Source organism: Streptomyces sp. NPDC048254 (genome assembly GCF_043201895.1).
GTDB lineage: Bacteria > Actinomycetota > Actinomycetes > Streptomycetales > Streptomycetaceae > Streptomyces.
Window position 1 is genome coordinate 60,473 of record NZ_JBICZJ010000006.1, and the last position, 17,171, is coordinate 77,643.

Genomic DNA, 17,171 nt, shown 5'->3' on the forward strand with positions numbered 1-17,171 from the left:
CCCCGTCAGGGGCGCGGGGAACTGCGCGACCGGCCGCGAACCACCCGCAGCCGCCGACGCTCCCCGCCACCCCCGTCATTGGGCGAAGTCGGCTACCCCTTCACCGCCCCCGTCAGCATCCCCTTCTTGAAGTGCTTCTGGACGAACGGCGAAAGCACCGCCACCGGCAGCAGCGCCATCACCATCACCGCCATCTGCACCGCGAGCCCCGACAGCTGCCCCGTCTTGATCGCCTGCCCCAGCCCCACCGGGGCTTCCTGCTTCTGCACCAGCTGGATCATGACGTTCTGCAGCGGCATCTTGTCCTGGTCGTTGAGATAAAGGGACGCGTTGAACCACGCGCTCCAGTACCCGACCGCGTAGAAGAGGGTGATCACGGCGAGCACCGCACGGGACAGCGGCATGACGATCTGCCACAGGATCCGGAAGTCGCCGGCGCCGTCGATGTGCGCGCTGTCGATCAGCTCCTGCGAGATGCCCATGAAGAACCCGCGCAGGACGAGGATGTTGAAGACGCTCACCGCGCTCGGGAGGATCAGGGCGAGGTAGCTGTCGGTCAGGCCCAGGGACTGGACCAGGAGGTACGTCGGGATCAGGCCCGCGCTGAAGAACATGGTCGCCAGCAGCAGCATCAGGAACCAGCGGTGGCCCAGGGAGCCGATGCGCGAGAGGCCGTACGCGCACAGCACCGACACGGCCATCGAGAACAGCGTGCCGACGACGGTGATCAGGATGCTGATGATCGTGGCCCGGGTGACCTGGCCGCCGCTCAGCAGCTCCTTGTACGCGATGAAGGTGATGCCCTTGGGCACCATCACCAGTCCGCCGGCCTCGTCGATCGTCTTCCGCGAGGAGAGGCTGGTCACGACGATGATCCACAAGGGGAAGAGGATGCCAAGGCAGGCGAGGGCGAGCACGAGACCCTTGCCGGCCAGGCCCGCCCTGCCGGGCTCCTCCTCCCATGACGGACGGGGTGGGGCGGCCCATCGGGAGGGTTCCCGTACGGGAGGCTTGTCGATGACGGCGGTCACTTCTTGTACACCCCCTGCTCGCCCATGAGATGGGCCACTTTGTTCGCGGCGAGGACCAGGCCGAGGCTGACCACGCCCTTGATCAGACCGGCGGCGGCCGCGTACCCGAAGTCCTGGTTGCGGACGCCGTTCCACCAGACGAAGGTGTCGAGGACTTCGGCGGCTCCTGGGCCGACCGCGTCGCGTTGGAGCAGGATCTGTTCGAAGCCGACGGTCAGCGCGTCGCCCACGCGCAGCACCAGCAGCAGGGCGATCACCGGCCGCAGGGCGGGCAGCGTGACATGCCAGATGCGGCGCCAGCGGCCGGCCCCGTCCATCGCCGCCGCCTCGTAGAGGTCCGGGCTCACGGAGGCCAGCGCGGCCAGGAAGACGATGATCCCCCAGCCCGCGTCCTTCCAGACGCCCTCCGCCGTGACCAGGAACTTGAAGGTCGACGGGTCGGTCATGATGTCGAGGCCGTCGTAGCCGTGTTGCCTCAGCAGCTGCGACAGCAGACCCGCGCCACCGAAGATCTGCTGGAAGACGGAGATGACCAGCACCCAGGAGAAGAAGTGCGGGAGGTACAGGACCGCCTGGGAGATCGCCCGTACCCGGGGCCGGACCACGCTGTTGATGAGCAGCGCGAGTGCGATCGGGATCGGGAAGAACAGCACGAGCTGCAGGGAGAACAGCACCAGCGTGTTCTTCACCGCGTCCCAGAACGCCGAGTCGGCGAAGATCCGCTGGAAGTTCTCGAAGCCCACCCAGGGGCTGTGCAGCATGGAGACGATGCCGTTGTCGCTGACGTACGGGTCGTAGTCCTGGAAGGCGACGATGTTGCCCAGGATCGGCAGGTAGTTGAAGACCAGGATCAGCAGGACCGCCGGCAGCGTCATCAGGATCAGCGCGCGGTCGCGTCTGAATCTGAGGCGCAGGCTCAGCTTCCCGGTCCCCTTCTTCCCGTTCTTCCCGCGAGTGCCGGTGGCGCCGCCGGACGCCACCGGAGTCCGCCCCGCGCTGTCGTCTGCCTCGGCCCTGCTGCGAGGCACCGTGCTGTGGGACACGGCCGTTCTCCTTGCCTCGGTGCCGGGTCAGCTCGCCGACGAGCCGTTGTCGTCGAGCAGCTTCTTGTACCAGTCGCGCAGCTGGTCGCCGCCCTTGCTCTTCCAGTCGGAGACGGCCTGCTGCATGTCGCTGATCTTCTTGCGGCCGCGGGTGATGTCGTCCTCCAACGTCTCGAAGTCGTTCATGAGGTTGGTGTAGCGGGACGGCTCGGTGATCATCTGGCCGAAGAAGCTGGACTTCCTGGTGAAGGAGCCCATCCGCTGCTGCCATTCGACCTGCGCCTTGGCGACGTCGGGGAAGTCGGGGTGGGCGATGGTGGCGGCGGGACTCGCGACCATGACGTAGGCGTTGAGGACCTCGTTGTTGCCCTGGGTGGTCTTGGTGGGCACGCCGTTCTTGACGGTGTAGTGGGTGCCCTCGACGCCGTAGTTGGTGGCCATGTACTCCTTGGTGCCGTACGGCGCGGCGGTGACGTTGGCGACGGCCAGCACGTCGTGGATGACGGACTCCGAGGCCTTCTTGTTGATGAAGGCGAAGATGCCGGCCGGCTGTTCGGCCCAGACCTGCGGGTCGCCGCCGTCGTGGGCGTAGACGTCCATGCCCCAGATCTTGTAGTCCGGGTTCTGGGTGGCCTGTTCGGCGGTGCGGCTCCACCACTGGCTGATGTCCTGGGCGTAGATCAGGAACTCGCCGGCCGCGAACTTGGGGCCCGGGTCGGGGGCGTTCTTGCCCAGCTTGGCGTCGGGGTGCACGACACCGGCGGCGAAGAGCTTGCGGGCCCACTCCAGTGCTTCGAGGTACTCGTCGGTCTCGATGCGGTTGATCAGCTTGCCGTCGACGAGGTTCCAGCCGAGCGGCTTCTCGCTGCCGGAGAGGACGCCGAACATCTGCCAGGCGGTCCACTTCATGTCCATGCAGGCCCAGCGCTTGGCCTTGGCGTTGGTGATCTCCTTGGCCAGGGAGAGGAACTCGTCCGCCGAGCGCGGGACCTCGTAGCCCTCCTTGTCGAAGATGTCCTTGCGGTAGAAGGGCACGATGTTGGTGACGTACGAGGACGGCATCGGCAGTCCGCGCAGCTTGCCGCCGAAGATGCAGCGCCGCCAGGCGTCGGTCGGGATGGCGGCCAGGTTCGGGTAGTCCTTGACCTTGTCGCCCGACAGATACGGGCCGAGGTCGGCGAACTTGCTGATGATGGCGGTGGGTATCTTGCCGCCCATGTTCCAGTTCGGGACGACCACGACGTCCGGTACGTCGCTGGAGGCGAGGACCGCGCCGAGTTTCTGGTCGTAGGTGTTGCCGTCCTGGTTCTGCCACTCGACGTCGACGCCGATCAGGGCGTTCATCGCCTTGTAGTAGGCGTTGTCCTGCTTGGGCGGGGAGCCCCAGAACGGCGACATGACGGTGACCTTGCCGCCCTTGCCGAGCTTCGTCGGGACCGAGGTCTTCAGGGTCGCCAGGTCGAGCTTGCTGGTGAAGCCGATCGCCGAGCCGTTCTTCGCCGGGATGTCCGGGGCCACCACGTTGTTGGCGACGTAGGACGGCAGCAGCTTCGTCGCGTCCTTGCCCGAGGAGGAACCCCCGCCCGACCCGCTGTCCGACGCCCCGCAGGCGGCGAGCAGCGGCGTGCCCCCCGCCACCGCTGCGGCGGCGACCGCCGTGGAGGCGAGGAAGCTTCTCCGGCTCGGACCGGAAGGACCAGAGGAGGGGGAAGCGGCGTTCGGCGTCATTGCGTCAACCCTTCATGGCGCACCAGGACACCCGGCGGTGGCCGTCGGCTGCGGTGTCTCGAGTGGAACTGGCTGAGCTGAAGCGATCCCCCGACCACGGTCGACCGCTGTCATGTGGTCCCTGGGGCGGACCGGTGAGTCGGCTGGTCGGCTAGTCGAAGCGCTTCGATGTTGCTGCGAGGTTAAGTGAACACCCGGGGGTGCACAAGGGTCGCTCCCAAGATTCCTCCGAGCTGACAGGGACGACCTCTTCGTATGTGCTGCTTGAAATTTCGGTGAGCGTCTCTTGACACCCGACGGTGCGTCGAATGAGCATCGAAGCGCTTCGAAAGCGCCTCGCCGCTCCATCGCAAGGGGAACCGCACGTGACCGCTCAAACGCCGCCTACGCCGCCTTTCCGCGATGCGCACCTGCCGTTCGCGAAGCGCATCGACGACCTGCTGGCGCGGCTCACCCTGGACGAGAAGGTCTCCTTCCTGCACCAGTTCGCCCCCGCCGTGCCACGCCTGGGCATCGCCGCCTTCCGCACCGGCCAGGAGGCCCTGCACGGGGTCGCCTGGATGGGCCCGGCCACGGTGTTCCCGCAGGCGGTCGGCCTCGGCGCGACCTGGAACACCGATCTCGTACGACGGGTCGGCGAGGCCGTGTCCCGGGAGGTCCGGGCGATGCGCGCCCGCGACGACCGCGTGGGCCTGAACGTCTGGGCGCCGACGGTGAATCTGCTGCGCCACCCGCTCTGGGGCCGCAACGAGGAGGGCTACTCCGAGGACCCGAAGCTCACCTCCGCCATCGCCACCGCCTACACCCGCGGCCTGCGCGGCGACCACCCGGTGTACTGGCGCACCGCGCCCGTCCTCAAGCACTGGCTGGCCCACAACAACGAGACGGACCGCGCCACTTCCTCCTCCTCGGTCCGCCCGCGGGTGCTGCACGAGTACGACCTGCGCGCCTTCGAGGAGACCGTGCGGGCGGGCGCGGTGGCCGGGGTGATGCCGGCGTACAACCTGGTCAACGGCCGCCCCAACCACGTCTCCCCGTACCTGCGCGAGCAGTTGCGCAGCTGGACGGCGGAGGATCTGCTGGTCTGCTCGGACGCCGGCGCGCCCAGCAACCTGGTCGACCACGAGCACTACTTCGACACGCACGAGGAGGCCACCGCGGCCGCCCTGCTCGCCGGTGTCGACAGCTTCACCGACCACGGGACGGACGGTTCGGTGATCGTCGCGCGGATCAACGGGGCCTTGGCTCAGGGCCTGTTGACGGAGGCCGACATCGACTCGGCGGTGCGCCGCCAGCTCTCGGTCCGCTTCCGCCTCGGCGAGTTCGATCCACACAACGATCCACACGCCGACCCGCACCCGCACACGTCCGACTTCGACACCCCCGCGCACCGCGCCCTCGCCCAGGAGGCGGCGGAACAGGCGGTCGTCCTGCTCAAGAACGACGGCGACCTGCTGCCGCTCGCGCCCGACACCCGGATCGCGGTGGTCGGCCTGCTCGCCGACGAGTGCAAGCTCGACTGGTACAGCGGCACGCTGCTGCACCGCTCCACCCCGCTGGAGGGCCTGTACGAACGGTTCGGCGCGGAGCGGGTGGAGTTCACGGAGGGCGTGGACCGGGTCCGGCTGAGGCTCGCGGACGGCACCTTCCTGCACGTACCGCCCGCCCCCGAGGCCGCCGACGAGACGCGCGGCGCGACGGGCGCCCTGGACCCGGCGCTGCTGGCGGGCCGTACCGACCTGCCCCCGCTGACGACCGACCCGACGGGCACCGAACTCGCGCTCGTCGACTGGGGCGAAGGCGTGCTGACGCTCCGCGCCCCCGACGGCCGCTATCTCTCGGTCGCCGACGACGGCCGGGTCCGCGCCTCCGCCGACCAGCCCGGCGGCTGGGTCGTCCAGGAGACGTTCCGCCTGGAACCCCATGAGAACGGTCACCTCCTCCGGCATCTCGGCACGGGTCGCCACGTCTCTGTCGCCGCCGACGGCGTGAAGGTTGCCGCCGAGAACGCGTCGATCTTCGAGTTGATCATCGTCGAGCGGGGTGCGGAGGCCGTCGCCAGGGTGGCAGCCGCGGCCGACGCGGTCCTGGTCGTCGCGGGCAACGACCCGCACATCAACGGCCGTGAGACCGAGGACCGTACGACCCTGGCCCTGCCCCCGCACCAGGAGCGCCTGCTGCGGGCGGCCCGGTCCGCGAACCCGCGGACGGTCCTGGCCCTGACGTCGGCCTACCCCTACGCGGTGGACGTGGCCCGCCTCCCGGCGGTCCTGTGGACGGCGCACGGCGGCCAGGCGGCCGGCACCGCGCTGGCCCGCGTGCTGGCCGGTGACGTCTCCCCCGCGGGCCGCCTCCCGCAGACCTGGTACGCCTCCGACGCCGACCTCCCCGACCTGCTCGACTACGACGTGCTGGGCGCCCGCCAGACGTACCTCTACTTCGAGGGCACCCCGCTCTTCCCGTTCGGCCACGGCCTGTCGTACGCGTCCTTCTCCTACGCCGACCTGGTCACCGAGGTGGCGGACGGGACGGTCCGCGTGTCCTTCACGGTCACCAACACCGGTGACGTGACGGCGGACGAGGTGGCCCAGCTGTACTCCCGGGCTGTCGAGCCGTCGTCGGTGCGCCCGCGCCGCGAACTCCTGGCCCACCGCAGGATCACCCTCGCCCCCGGTGCACGGACCGGGCTGACCTTCGAAGTCCCGCTCTCCGCCTTCGCGTTCTGGGACGTGGCACGGGCCGGCTGGCGCGTGGAGCAGGGGCCGTACGAGGTCCTGGCCGGCGCGTCCAGCGAGGACATCCGGCTGCGTACGACGGTGATCCTGGACGGCGAGCAGGCGGTACCGCGTGATGTCGCCGCCGAACGCGGCCTGGAGGCGGCCGACTTCGACGAGCAGTCGGGCATCGCGATCGTGGACCGTACGAAGGCGGTGGGCGACGCGGTCACGCCGAAGGGCGACGGCCTCGGTGAACTCGTCTACCGGGACTGCGACTTCGGCCAGGGGGTGACGGAGGTGACCGCGCGGGTGTCAGGCGCCGGCTCGCTGGAACTGTCCCTGGACGGCGGCCCGCCGCTGGCGGTGCTGACGCTCACCGAGCCGACGCCGGGCCCGTACGCGTACACGTCGCTCACCGCCGGCATCGTCGCCGAGGGCGTGCACGACGTCCGCCTGAGACTGCGCGGCCCGCTGCGGCTCGCGCACGTCGGCTTCTCCGGTTGAGGGTCCGGAGCGGCCGGCGCCGAGAAGGGGTCCGGCACCGGAAGGCATCGGTGCCGGACCCCTTCGAGGGGACGACGACGAGCGTCACGGGAGACCGTATCTGAAAATGGTTCCCATTGACAAGAAGGCTTGCCCCGGTGACCGGGTCCGCAGCACACCGACGGCCGGAGCCCCCGCACAGCGGGCTCCGGCCGTGGTGTCCTGTCCGTGGCAGGTCAGAGGGCGAGGCCGGTGAGGACCAGGACTCGCTCGTAGGTGTAGTCGTCCATCGCGAACTTGACGCCCTCGCGGCCGACGCCGGACTGCTTGGCGCCGCCGTACGGCATCTGGTCGGCGCGGTAGGACGGGACGTCGCCGACGACGACCCCGCCCACCTCAAGGGCGCGGTGGGCGCGGAAGGCTGTCTGCAGGTCGTGGGTGAAGACGCCCGCCTGGAGGCCGTACTTGGAGTCGTTGGCGGCGGCGAAGGCCTCGGCCTCGCCGTACACCTTCTGCACGGTGAGGACGGGTCCGAAGACCTCCTCGCAGGAGATGGTGGTGTCCGCCGGGACCTCGGTGAGGACGGTCGGCGCGAAGCTGGCGCCGTCGCGGTCGCCGCCGGTGACCAGGGTGGCGCCGGCCTCCACGGCCTCCTTCACCCATGCCTCGACGCGCTCCGCGGCGGCCTCGCTGACCAGCGGGCCGACGTCGGTCCTGCCGTCGGCGGGGTCACCGGTGACCTGGGCCTCGACGGCGGCGACGATACGCGGGAGCAGCCGGTCGTACACGGACGCGTCGGCGATGACCCGCTGCACGGAGATGCAGGACTGGCCGCCCTGGTAGTTGGAGAAGGTGGCGATGCGGGTGGCGGCCCAGTCGAGGTCGGCGTCGCTCGCGTAGTCGCCGAGGACGACGGCGGCGCCGTTGCCGCCCAGCTCCAGGGTGCAGTGCTTGCGGGGCACCGAGTCCATGATCGAGTAGCCGACCTTCTCGGAACCGGTGAAGGAGATGACCGGGAGGCGCTCGTCCTGGACGAGGGCGGCCATCTTGTCGTTGGCGACCGTGAGGATCGACCAGGAGCCGGCCGGGAGGCCCTCGGTCTCGGCGAGCAGCTCGCCGATGATCAGGCCGGAGAGGGGGGTGGCGGGCGCCGGCTTGAGGATGATCGGCACGCCGGCGGCGATGGCCGGTGCGATCTTGTGGGCGCAGAGGTTGAGCGGGAAGTTGAAGGGTGCGATGCCGAGGACGACGCCCTTCGGGAAACGGCGGGTCAGCGCGAGCCGGCCCTGGCCGCCGAGGTCGGTGTCGAGCCGCTGGGCCTCGCCGCCGTTGAAGCGCCGGGCCTCCTCGGCGGCGAACCGGAACACGGAGACGGCACGGCCGACCTCGCCGCGCGCCCACTTGATCGGCTTGCCGTTCTCGGCGGAGATCAGCTGGGCTATCTCCTCGGTGCGCTCGACGAGGCGCCGGCTGACGTGGTCGAGGGCGGCGGCGCGTATGTGCGCCGGGGTGGCGGCGAACTCGTCCCGTACGGCGTACGCGGCGGCGACGGCTTCCTCGACCTGCGCGTCGGTCGGCACGCCGACCTTGCCGACGAGGCGCCCGTCCCAGGGGCTGGTGACGTCGAAGGTGTCCTCGCCGGTGACCTGACGGCCGGCGAGCCAGAAGGCGTGGGTGGCGGTCATGAGAGTCCCGGCCCTTCCGCGTGTGTGGGGATGTTTCTTGGCTTCCAAGGTCCACCGTAGGCGCGGGAGGGAGAAGCGGCGCTTGTCCGGGGTGTAGTGGTGGGGAACGGGGGTGCGCCTCTTTGGCAGGGGCGCGCGGGCCGCGTTCTCCGGTCCTCCGAGTTCCCCGGCGGTGGTCAGTCCGCCGAGGTCGCCTTCAGGGCCAGCCACAGCTCCATCCGGGCGTCCGGGTCGTCCAGGGAACGGCCCAGGATCTCCTCGACCCTGCGCATCCGGTACCTCAGCGTATGCCGGTGCACGCCCAGGTCGGCCGCCGCCGCGTCCCACTGGCCGTGCCGGGACAGCCAGGCCCGCAGGGAGGCCACCAGGTCACCGCGGCCCGTCGCGTCATGCTCGTACAGCGCGCGCAGCAGACCGTCCGCGAACGCCTTCACCGCGTCGTCGGCCAGCAGGGGCAGGACCGAACCGGCGGCCAGCTGCTCGTGCTCGACCAGCACCCGGCCCCGCCGCCGGGCCACCGACAGGGCCTGCTCGGCCTGCTTGTAGGCGGCCGCCGCACCGATCGGACCGGACGGGGCGGACATCCCCACGACCAGGTCGTCGTCCTCGGCGGCACCCTGCTCCGCGGCGGCCCGGACGGCCTCGCGCGCCGCCGCGTGGTCGACGCAGGCCGCCACCGCCGCGCCCCCGTCCGCGGCCAGCACCACCAGCCGCTCCCCCTCCGGCACCACCAGCACCGCCTCCCCGGCGCGCGCCGCGGCCGACTCGACCGCCTCCGCGAGACCGGCGAGCAGCTCGGCGCCCGCATCGGCGACGATCATCCGGAAGGGTGCGTCGAGAAGCCCGCCGTACAGATCCCCGGCGACCCCCCGGGCATGGTCCGGCTGCCCGGCGAGCAGCATGCGCAGGACCGCCGCGCCCACCCGCTGCTCGGCCGCGTGCAGCGAACGGGAGCGTTCCGTCGTGAGCGTGAGCAGGGCGATGGCCGAGTGGACGGCGTACCGCTCGGCGGTGCCGAGGGCCGCCGCGGTGCCGACCGCGAGGGCCGCCCGGGGCCTGCGGCCGGTGCCGAGCGAGTGCAGCTCCACCCGGTCCTCGTTGTCCGGGCCGCCCACCACCGACGAGGCCGGCGCCGGGCGCTCCCGCAGCCGTTCCACCTCGGCCGTCAGCCGGGCCGCCCGGCGGCCCGCCCACTCCGGTGCCGTGGCGACGACCGCGCCCGAGGCGTCGTACAGCGCCGCCCAGCCGTTGACCTGCGCGGCGAGTGCGGCCAGCAGGCCCTCGGGACCGGCGTTCAGGGCCTGCCTGGTCAGTTCGCGCTGGGCGGCGAAGCCCGCCGTCACCGCCCGGTACTGGTCGGCCGCGATCGCCGCCGACACGGCCTTGCTGATGGCGAGGAAGGGGGTGCGGCGCGGCACCTCCAGCAGGGGCAGGTCCTCCTGCTCGGCCGCGTCGACCAGGGCCTTGGGGATCTCCTCGTAGTTGACCCCGACGGCGAAGCCCAGACCCACCACACCCGCTCCCACCAGGCGTTTCACATACCGTCGCATCGCCTGCGGATCGTCCGCGTCCAGCTTCAGCGCGGTGATCAGGAGGAGCTCCCCGCCCTCCATGTACGGCACGGGATCGGCGAGTTCGCTGACATGGGCCCAGCGCACGGGCACGTCGAGGCGGTCCTCGCCCGCGCGCACCGTCAGTTTGAGCGCGGAATGGTGGACGAGCGAGGCGAGCGTGGGTGGCATCGGGCCGTCAGATCTTCTCTTCGGTCGTGAACACGTGAGGACGTGCACAGGAGGAGGTGCACAGGGGCAGCGGGCCTTTGGCCGTCTCGTATGAACGGCCTCTCTCGATTCTGCCTCACTGTACGGTCGCGTGTGACTCCGTGTTCAAACCCGGCCGGCGCCGCCCCTGAGGTCCACCAGCAGCGGTGGCGCGTGCTCGCCCTTGACGGTCGTCAGGGAGAGGACCGCATGGCCCGCCGGCACGCCGTGGGCGAGCTCGGAGGCCGACCAGCGCTCGCGCTCCACCTGCCGGACGGTGACCGCGCGGGCCGTGGGCGCCTTGCCGGTGATGACCCGCCGTACGACGTGCAGCGCCTTGCCCGCCGGGGTCTCCGCGATGATCTGGCGGTCGGTGACGTCCCGGGCCTCGGTCCACTCCTTGCCCCAGACCTCGGCGAAGTCCTGGCCGTCCCAGGGGGTGAGTCCGGCGAAGGCCATCCGGCAGCCGGTGGCGCCCAGCAGCGGCCCGCGCAGGGGGCGGGGTACGTCGTCCAGGGTGCGCAGGGTCAGCGCGACGCCCGCGTTGGCCGACCGCAGACGCTGGACGGCGCGTACCGCCTCCGGCGTCACCACACCCGTCGCGTCGTCCAGGAGCAGGCAGGCGAAGAGCGAACGGTCGTCCCGTACCGTCACGCTCGCCGTGAACTGGGCGAGCACCAGCCGGGCCAGGATGCGGGAGGCGTCCGCGTGGCCGCGCTCGGGCAGGTCGATACGGACCCGGACCGGGTGGTCGAGGGCCTTGAGGGAGAAGGGGCGGGACTGGCCGGAGGTGTCGAAGAACCCGGCGAAGGCCGGACGGTCGAGGAGAGCGATACGGTCGGCGAGCACCGCGCCCACGTCCCCCGGTTGCCCCATCTGCCGTTCCCGGGCGTCGAGTTCGCGCAGCAGCGACTCGTGCCCTGTGGCCGACAGCGCCTTGCGGAGCGCGGCCACCGGGCCGGGGGCGCCGTCGAGGAGCTGGCGGAGTTCGGGTACGGAGGGGAAGCGGCCGTGGACCGCTTTGAACGGGCCGAGCAGCTGGGCGAGGACGGTGGTGGAGCGGCGGCTGTCGCTGCCGGGGTGCGGGTCGGCGAGGTCGCCGACGAGGGCCTCGGCGATTATGGCGGCGGCCTCGTCGGGGTCGGTGGTGCCGCCGTACAGGTCGAGGTCGTAGACGGACTCGGGGTGGGCGATGCGGACGACGACGTCGTAGGAGTCGGCGGGCCCGAGTCCGGCGCCGGCCGCGCCGACGACGACCACGGAGGCGCGGCCGGCGAGCGCGTGCAGGCAGAGCGACTCGGCGAGCGGGCGCACCAGCGCGCCGGTCTTGCCGGAGCCGGCCGGGCCGACGGCGAGCAGGGAGGTGCCGAGCAGGTCGGGGCCGACGGCGAGGCCGGTGCCGCGGTAGAGGTAGGGGTTGCGGGGGTCGTCGGCCGTCGTACCGAGCCGCACCTGGCCGGTGACCAGGTCGTGCCGGGCGTGCCGGGCGGGCAGGTCGCGTTCCCCGGAGGGGTGCAGGCAGGCGGCGGCGCCGTCCTTGACCACGGCGGCGGAGAACGACGCCATGCTGTGCCGGCCGCTGCGCACGCCCTGCCAGGCCCGGGCGATCCGGGCCTGGTCCACGTCCCCCATCAGTCCGGCCCGCGCCTCGGCGGCGAGCCGGTCAGCGGCGTCGTTCGCCCCGGCGGCGCGGAGGTGGGGCCACTGGGCGGGGTCCTGCTCGGGGGCGGGGGGCCGTTCGGTGGCGGGGGCGCCGGCGGCCTGGGTCCAGGCGCGCGGGCCGTAGCGGCGCCAGACCTCGCCCCAACGGCCCAGCCGGCCGACCACGAGCATGATCGCCACGGCGATGAGCGTGTAGTAGCTGTACCAGAGGACGGCGTTGCCGACGCGGTCGTCGCTGTGTCGCCAGGAGTCCGGGGTGAACAGTTCCAGGGGCACCACCCACCAGCCGCCCAGATAGCCGTTCCACAGCAGCGACCACACCAGCCAGCCGACCAGGAACGCGATCAGCGCGCCGCTCAGCAGTTGCCGGGCCGGGATCCGCTCGGGCTCCTCCTCGGGCCTGGGTGTGTACCGGAACCGCCACACCCCGGGCGCGGCCTCCGGCCTCGGCGCCCGCAGCCAGCTCAGGAAGGCCGAGCCGTCCGGCAGCGGAGGCACCGCCGGTGGTGCCTCCGGACGCGGCGGTACCGCGCCCGCGTCCTGCGGCCCCGCCGGACGCGGTACAGGATTCGTGTGCGTGCCCTGTGTGTCCCGCGTCCTGTCGCTGTCCATCGCCCTTTCCCCCTGACCAGCCGTTCCGTCCACCGTCAGCGAGTCAATCTAACGCCCTACCCAGGGGAGTTCACCGCTTACACGGCCGAGGAACCGTCAGCCGGGTCCCACCGCCGCCCAGCACAGTATGTCCACCACGGACAACGCCACCCCCGGACAACACCCACATGGAGCATGCCCACCTCCCACAGCCGGACCTAGCCTGCGAAGAAAGAAGGAGAGCGTCCGGATACGCACCGCCGGAGCCGCCCCGGGGCCGCCGGACACGCACAGCGCCCCGGAACGCACGATTGATCAGGGAGCCCCCATGACCGCACTTCCGCAGGAGCGCCGCGTCGTCACCGCCATCCCCGGCCCCAAGTCGCAGGAGCTGCAGGCCCGCCGTACCGCCGCGGTCGCGCAGGGTGTCGGTTCCGTGCTGCCGGTGTTCACCGCCCGCGCGGGCGGCGGCATCATCGAGGACGTCGACGGCAACCGTCTGATCGACTTCGGTTCCGGTATCGCGGTGACCAGCGTGGGCGCCTCCGCCGAGGCCGTCGTACGCCGGGCCGCCGCCCAGCTGGCCGACTTCACCCACACCTGTTTCATGGTCACCCCGTACGAGGGCTATGTGGCCGTCGCGGAGGCGCTGGCCGAGCTGACGCCCGGCGACCACGCCAAGAAGTCCGCGCTGTTCAACTCCGGCGCCGAGGCCGTCGAGAACGCCGTGAAGATCGCCCGCGCCTACACCAAGCGGCAGGCCGTCGTCGTGTTCGACCACGGCTACCACGGGCGGACCAACCTCACCATGGCGCTGACCGCGAAGAACATGCCGTACAAGCACGGCTTCGGGCCGTTCGCGCCCGAGGTGTACCGGGTGCCGGTGGCGTACGGCTACCGCTGGCTCACCGGCCCCCAGAACGCCGGCGCCGAGGCCTCCGCCCAGGCCATCGACATGATCAACAAGCAGATCGGCGCGGACAACGTGGCCGCGATCATCATCGAGCCGGTGCTCGGCGAGGGCGGCTTCATCGAGCCCGCCAAGGGCTTCCTGCCCGCGATCAGCCAGTTCGCCAAGGACAACGGGATCGTGTTCGTCGCCGACGAGATCCAGTCCGGGTTCTGCCGTACGGGTCAGTGGTTCGCCTGTGAGGACGAGGGGATCGTCCCGGACCTGATCACCACCGCCAAGGGCATCGCCGGCGGTCTGCCGCTGGCCGCCGTCACGGGTCGCGCCGAGATCATGGACGCCGCGCACTCCGGCGGCCTCGGCGGGACCTACGGCGGCAACCCGGTCGCGTGCGCCGGTGCGCTCGGTGCCATCGAGACCATGAAGGAGCTGGACCTCAACGCCAAGGCGAAGGCGATCGAGGCGGTCATGAAGCCGCGGCTGTCCGCCATGGCCGAGAAGTTCGACGTCATCGGCGACGTGCGGGGCCGCGGCGCGATGATCGCCATCGAGCTGGTCAAGGACCGTACGACCAAGGAGCCGAACCCGGAGGCGACCGCCGCCCTCGCCAAGGCCTGCCACCAGGAGGGCCTGCTGGTCCTGACCTGTGGCACCTACGGCAACGTGCTGCGCTTCCTGCCGCCGCTGGTCATCGGCGAGGACCTGCTCAACGAGGGGCTCGACATCATCGAGCAGGCCTTCGCCCGGATCTGAGCCACAGGGTTCTCCTGGCCCGCTCACAAGGTCTCGAACCCGTGTGCCACCGCCGCCCCACCCCTCCCACCTGGCGTGATGTGGGGGGCTGGGGCGGCCCCCGTCAGGCCGTGTGAAGAAGGTGTGCGAGGTGGATGACGGGACGCGATTCCGCCTGTCGCCGCACCGCACTCTGCCGTAGGTTCTCAGCAGATGAGAGATACACCTCGCTCACAGGGGACTGTGGGCGACTTCAGGCCGGGGCCTCCCCAGCTTCGACCTGGTCGTGCCCTCGCGCACACAACCGGGGCCTCCGGCTCCGGATCTCCTCACCGATCGGACGGTCGCTCGCCCCAAACCCCCCGGGGCGCGCGGCGTTCCGATCCGGACGGCCGCCTCGGAACCACCCCCCCTGTTCCGGGGCGGCCGACCTCCTTCCTTCGCTTTCCCCTCGCGGGACTCCTGGGGCTCGTGGTCCTTCCGGCCCTTCTCTTCGCGCTGATCACCTGGCAGGTCGTGGCCCATGGCCCCCTGCTCCGCCTGGACAGCCGCCTGAGCAGCGCACTCGTCCACCCGGACCGGTTCTCCGAGCTGCTCTCCGACCTCGGGAACGTGCAGGTCGCGGTTCCGGTCCTGGTGCTCGTCATCGGATACGTCGTCCGGCGCGGCCGTGCCAGTGGTACAGACCGCTGGTGGCTGCCGCCCGCCGCTGCCGCCGCCCTGATGGCCCTGGTCCCGGCGATCATCGTGCCGGTCAAGGACTGGACCGCCCGTCCGGGGACCCCGGTGGTGCCCCCGGCGGTCGGCTACTTCCCCTCCGGCCATACGGCGACGGCGGCGATCGCCTACGGCTCCGCGGCCCTGCTCCTCCTCCCCTGGCTCCGCTCCGGCACCGCCCGCCGCACCGTCGTCACCGTCTGCGCGGCCCTGGTCCTCGCCGTCTCCTACGGTCTGGTCCGGCGCGGCTACCACTGGCCGCTGGACGTGGCGGCCAGCTGGTGCCTGTGCACGGTCCTGCTGACGGCACTGTGGCTGCTGCTCAGCCGAAGTACGCGTCGAAGGTCTTCTGGAACTCCCAGTTCGAGTACCGGTCCCAGTTGACCGACCAGGTCATCAGGCCGCGCATGGCCGGCCAGGTGCCGTGGGTCGCGTACGAGCCGCAGTTCGTCTTCTTCGTCAGGCAGTCCAGGGTCTTGGTGACCTCGGCCGGGGCGACGTAGCCGTTGCCGGCGTTGGTCGAGGCCGGCATGCCGATCGCGATCTGGTCCGGGCGCAGCGGCGGGAAGACGTTGTCGGCGTCGCCCGCCACCGGGAAGCCGGTGAGCAGCATGTCGGTCATGGCGATGTGGAAGTCGGCGCCGCCCATGGAGTGGTACTGGTTGTCGAGGCCCATGATCGGGCCCGAGTTGTAGTCCTGGACGTGCAGCAGGGTCAGGTCGTCGCGCAGGGCGTAGATGACCGGGAGGTACGCCCCGCAGCGCGGGTCCTGGCCGCCGAACTTGCCGGTGCCGTAGAACTGGTAGCCCATCTGCACGAAGAAGGTCTCGGGCGCCATGGAGAGCACGAACTTCGCCCCGTACTTGGCCTTCAGCGTCTTCAGCGCGGAGATGAGGTTGACGACCACCGGGGTCGTCGGGTTCCTGAAGTCCGTGTCGCTCGCGTTCAGGGACAGCGAGTGGCCCTCGAAGTCGATGTCGAGGCCGTCCAGGCCGTAGGTGTCGATGATGTTCGAGACGGAGGAGACGAAGGCGTCCCGGGCGGCGGTCGTGGTCAGCTGGACCTGGCCGTTGGCGCCGCCGATCGATATCAGCACCTTCTTGCCGGCCGCCTGCTTGGCCTTGATCGCCGCCTTGAAGTCGGCGTCGCTCTCGACGTTCGGGCACTCGGTGACCGGGCAGCGGTTGAAGCGGATGTCCCCGGAGGTGGCCGACGTCGGCTCGCCGAAGGCCAGGTCGATGACGTCCCAGCTGTCGGGGACGTCGGCGAGCCGGGTGTAGCCGGAGCCGTTGGCGAAGGAGGCGTGCAGGTAGCCGACCAGGGCGTGGGTGGGCAGGTCGCCGGAGCCTCCGGAGGAACCGGCGGTGGTGGTGGCCGTGACGGCGGCGGACTTCGCGGACTCGCCGGCGTCGTTCACGGCGGTGACCTGGAAGCTGTAGGCGGTGGCGGGCGTGAGACCGCTGACCGTGGCCGACGTCCCGGTCGCCGCCTGGACCTTCGCCCCGTTCCGGTAGATCGCGTAGCTCGTGGCGCCGGTGACCGCCGTCCAGGACAGACCCACGCTGGAGGAGGTGACCGTGCCGGTCTTCAGTCCGGTCGGGGCGGCGGGCGGCTGGCCCGTGGCGCCGCCGGGGCCGACGAGGGAGATGTCGTCCGCGTAGTAGGCGCCGGTGCCGTACCAGCCGTGGGTGTAGATGGTGACCTTGGTCGTCGAGGCGCCGGTGGTGAAGGTGGTCGTGAGTTTCTGCCAGTCGGGGGCGGACTGGGTCCAGGTGGAGACGTCGGTGCTGCCGGTGCCGCTCGCGCCGAGGTAGACGTAGGAGCCGCGGACGTAACCGGACAGCGTGTACTGCGCGTTGGGCTGTACGGTCACCGTCTGCGCGCACTGGGCGTTGTCGCTGCCGGCCGGGGTCGCCTGCAGCGCGGAACTTCCGCCGTGCACGGGTGAGCCGACCGTCGTACCGCTGCCCGCCGTGCAGGTCCAGCCGGAGAGGCCGGACTCGAACCCGCCGTTGACGGCGAGATCCGCGTCGGCCGCACGGGCGGCCGACGAGAGCGCGGTGATACCGGACACGGCCAGCAGCCCGGCCGTGAGCATGGTGAGGACAGGTC

General features: G+C 71.1%; 10 protein-coding genes. 3 read left to right on the forward strand and 7 right to left on the reverse strand.

Going from position 1 to position 17,171, the window contains the following annotated elements:
* Positions 1–92: 92 nt before the first annotated feature.
* From ACGFZQ_RS18335 to ACGFZQ_RS18345, 3 genes are read right to left on the reverse strand one after another with little or no spacing between them, the layout of a single operon-like run.
* Entirely contained in the window at positions 93–1,031 is a 939-nt protein-coding gene (locus ACGFZQ_RS18335) for a carbohydrate ABC transporter permease (RefSeq protein ID WP_351747564.1), read from the reverse strand.
* Complete coding sequence (locus ACGFZQ_RS18340) at positions 1,028–2,074, reverse strand: ABC transporter permease subunit (protein ID WP_351747566.1); 1,047 nt, start codon at positions 2,072–2,074, stop codon at positions 1,028–1,030. Before ACGFZQ_RS18340 ends, ACGFZQ_RS18335 begins: the two co-directional genes overlap by 4 nt.
* A 27-nt stretch (positions 2,075–2,101) precedes the next feature.
* Entirely contained in the window at positions 2,102–3,802 is a 1,701-nt protein-coding gene (locus ACGFZQ_RS18345; RefSeq protein ID WP_393841242.1) for an extracellular solute-binding protein, read from the reverse strand.
* A 365-nt stretch (positions 3,803–4,167) separates the two neighbouring features.
* Here ACGFZQ_RS18345 and ACGFZQ_RS18350 point away from each other — a divergent pair, with 365 nt between their 5' ends.
* Positions 4,168–7,023, forward strand: a complete 2,856-nt coding sequence (locus ACGFZQ_RS18350; protein WP_393841243.1) for a glycoside hydrolase family 3 C-terminal domain-containing protein — start codon at positions 4,168–4,170, stop codon at positions 7,021–7,023.
* Positions 7,024–7,238: 215 nt separating this feature from the next.
* Here the strand turns inward: ACGFZQ_RS18350 and ACGFZQ_RS18355 are convergent, their stop codons facing one another.
* The 3 genes from ACGFZQ_RS18355 to ACGFZQ_RS18365 all read right to left on the reverse strand — a co-directional run bounded on the left by ACGFZQ_RS18355 (position 7,239) and on the right by ACGFZQ_RS18365 (position 12,721).
* On the reverse strand, positions 7,239–8,687 hold the full coding sequence (locus ACGFZQ_RS18355; RefSeq protein WP_393841244.1) for an aldehyde dehydrogenase family protein: 1,449 nt from the start codon (positions 8,685–8,687) through the stop codon (positions 7,239–7,241).
* Positions 8,688–8,863: 176 nt separating this feature from the next.
* A complete protein-coding gene (locus ACGFZQ_RS18360; protein WP_393841245.1) occupies positions 8,864–10,429 on the reverse strand; it encodes a PucR family transcriptional regulator in 1,566 nt (521 codons plus the stop codon).
* A gap of 144 nt (positions 10,430–10,573) precedes the next feature.
* On the reverse strand, positions 10,574–12,721 hold the full coding sequence (locus tag ACGFZQ_RS18365; RefSeq protein ID WP_393841246.1) for an ATP-binding protein: 2,148 nt from the start codon (positions 12,719–12,721) through the stop codon (positions 10,574–10,576).
* Positions 12,722–13,028: 307 nt separating this feature from the next.
* On the opposite strand from ACGFZQ_RS18365, the gene gabT reads away from it, so the two are divergent.
* Complete coding sequence (gabT, locus tag ACGFZQ_RS18370; RefSeq protein ID WP_351747574.1) at positions 13,029–14,363, forward strand: 4-aminobutyrate--2-oxoglutarate transaminase; 1,335 nt, start codon at positions 13,029–13,031, stop codon at positions 14,361–14,363.
* A 192-nt stretch (positions 14,364–14,555) separates the two neighbouring features.
* The gene (locus ACGFZQ_RS18375; protein WP_393841247.1) at positions 14,556–15,443 is read left to right on the forward strand and encodes a phosphatase PAP2 family protein; all 888 of its coding nucleotides are present in this window, start codon (positions 14,556–14,558) and stop codon (positions 15,441–15,443) included.
* On the opposite strand, the gene ACGFZQ_RS18380 is transcribed toward ACGFZQ_RS18375, so the two are convergent.
* Entirely contained in the window at positions 15,382–17,157 is a 1,776-nt protein-coding gene (locus ACGFZQ_RS18380) for a chitinase (RefSeq protein ID WP_393841248.1), read from the reverse strand. The genes ACGFZQ_RS18375 and ACGFZQ_RS18380 overlap by 62 nt on opposite strands.
* Positions 17,158–17,171: the final 14 nt, after the last annotated feature.

Excerpts from the sequence above, each read along its gene's own strand:
- ACGFZQ_RS18345 (WP_393841242.1), bottom strand. The coding sequence starts at position 3,802 with ATGACGCCGAACGCCGCTTCCCCCTCCTCTGGTCCTTCCGGTCCGAGC.
- ACGFZQ_RS18380 (WP_393841248.1), bottom strand. The coding sequence starts at position 17,157 with ATGCTCACGGCCGGGCTGCTGGCCGTGTCCGGTATCACCGCGCTCTCG.
- ACGFZQ_RS18355 (WP_393841244.1), bottom strand. The coding sequence starts at position 8,687 with ATGACCGCCACCCACGCCTTCTGGCTCGCCGGCCGTCAGGTCACCGGC.
- gabT (WP_351747574.1), top strand. The coding sequence starts at position 13,029 with ATGACCGCACTTCCGCAGGAGCGCCGCGTCGTCACCGCCATCCCCGGC.
- ACGFZQ_RS18375 (WP_393841247.1), top strand. The coding sequence starts at position 14,556 with ATGAGAGATACACCTCGCTCACAGGGGACTGTGGGCGACTTCAGGCCG.
- ACGFZQ_RS18360 (WP_393841245.1), bottom strand. The coding sequence starts at position 10,429 with ATGCCACCCACGCTCGCCTCGCTCGTCCACCATTCCGCGCTCAAACTG.
- ACGFZQ_RS18365 (WP_393841246.1), bottom strand. The coding sequence starts at position 12,721 with ATGGACAGCGACAGGACGCGGGACACACAGGGCACGCACACGAATCCT.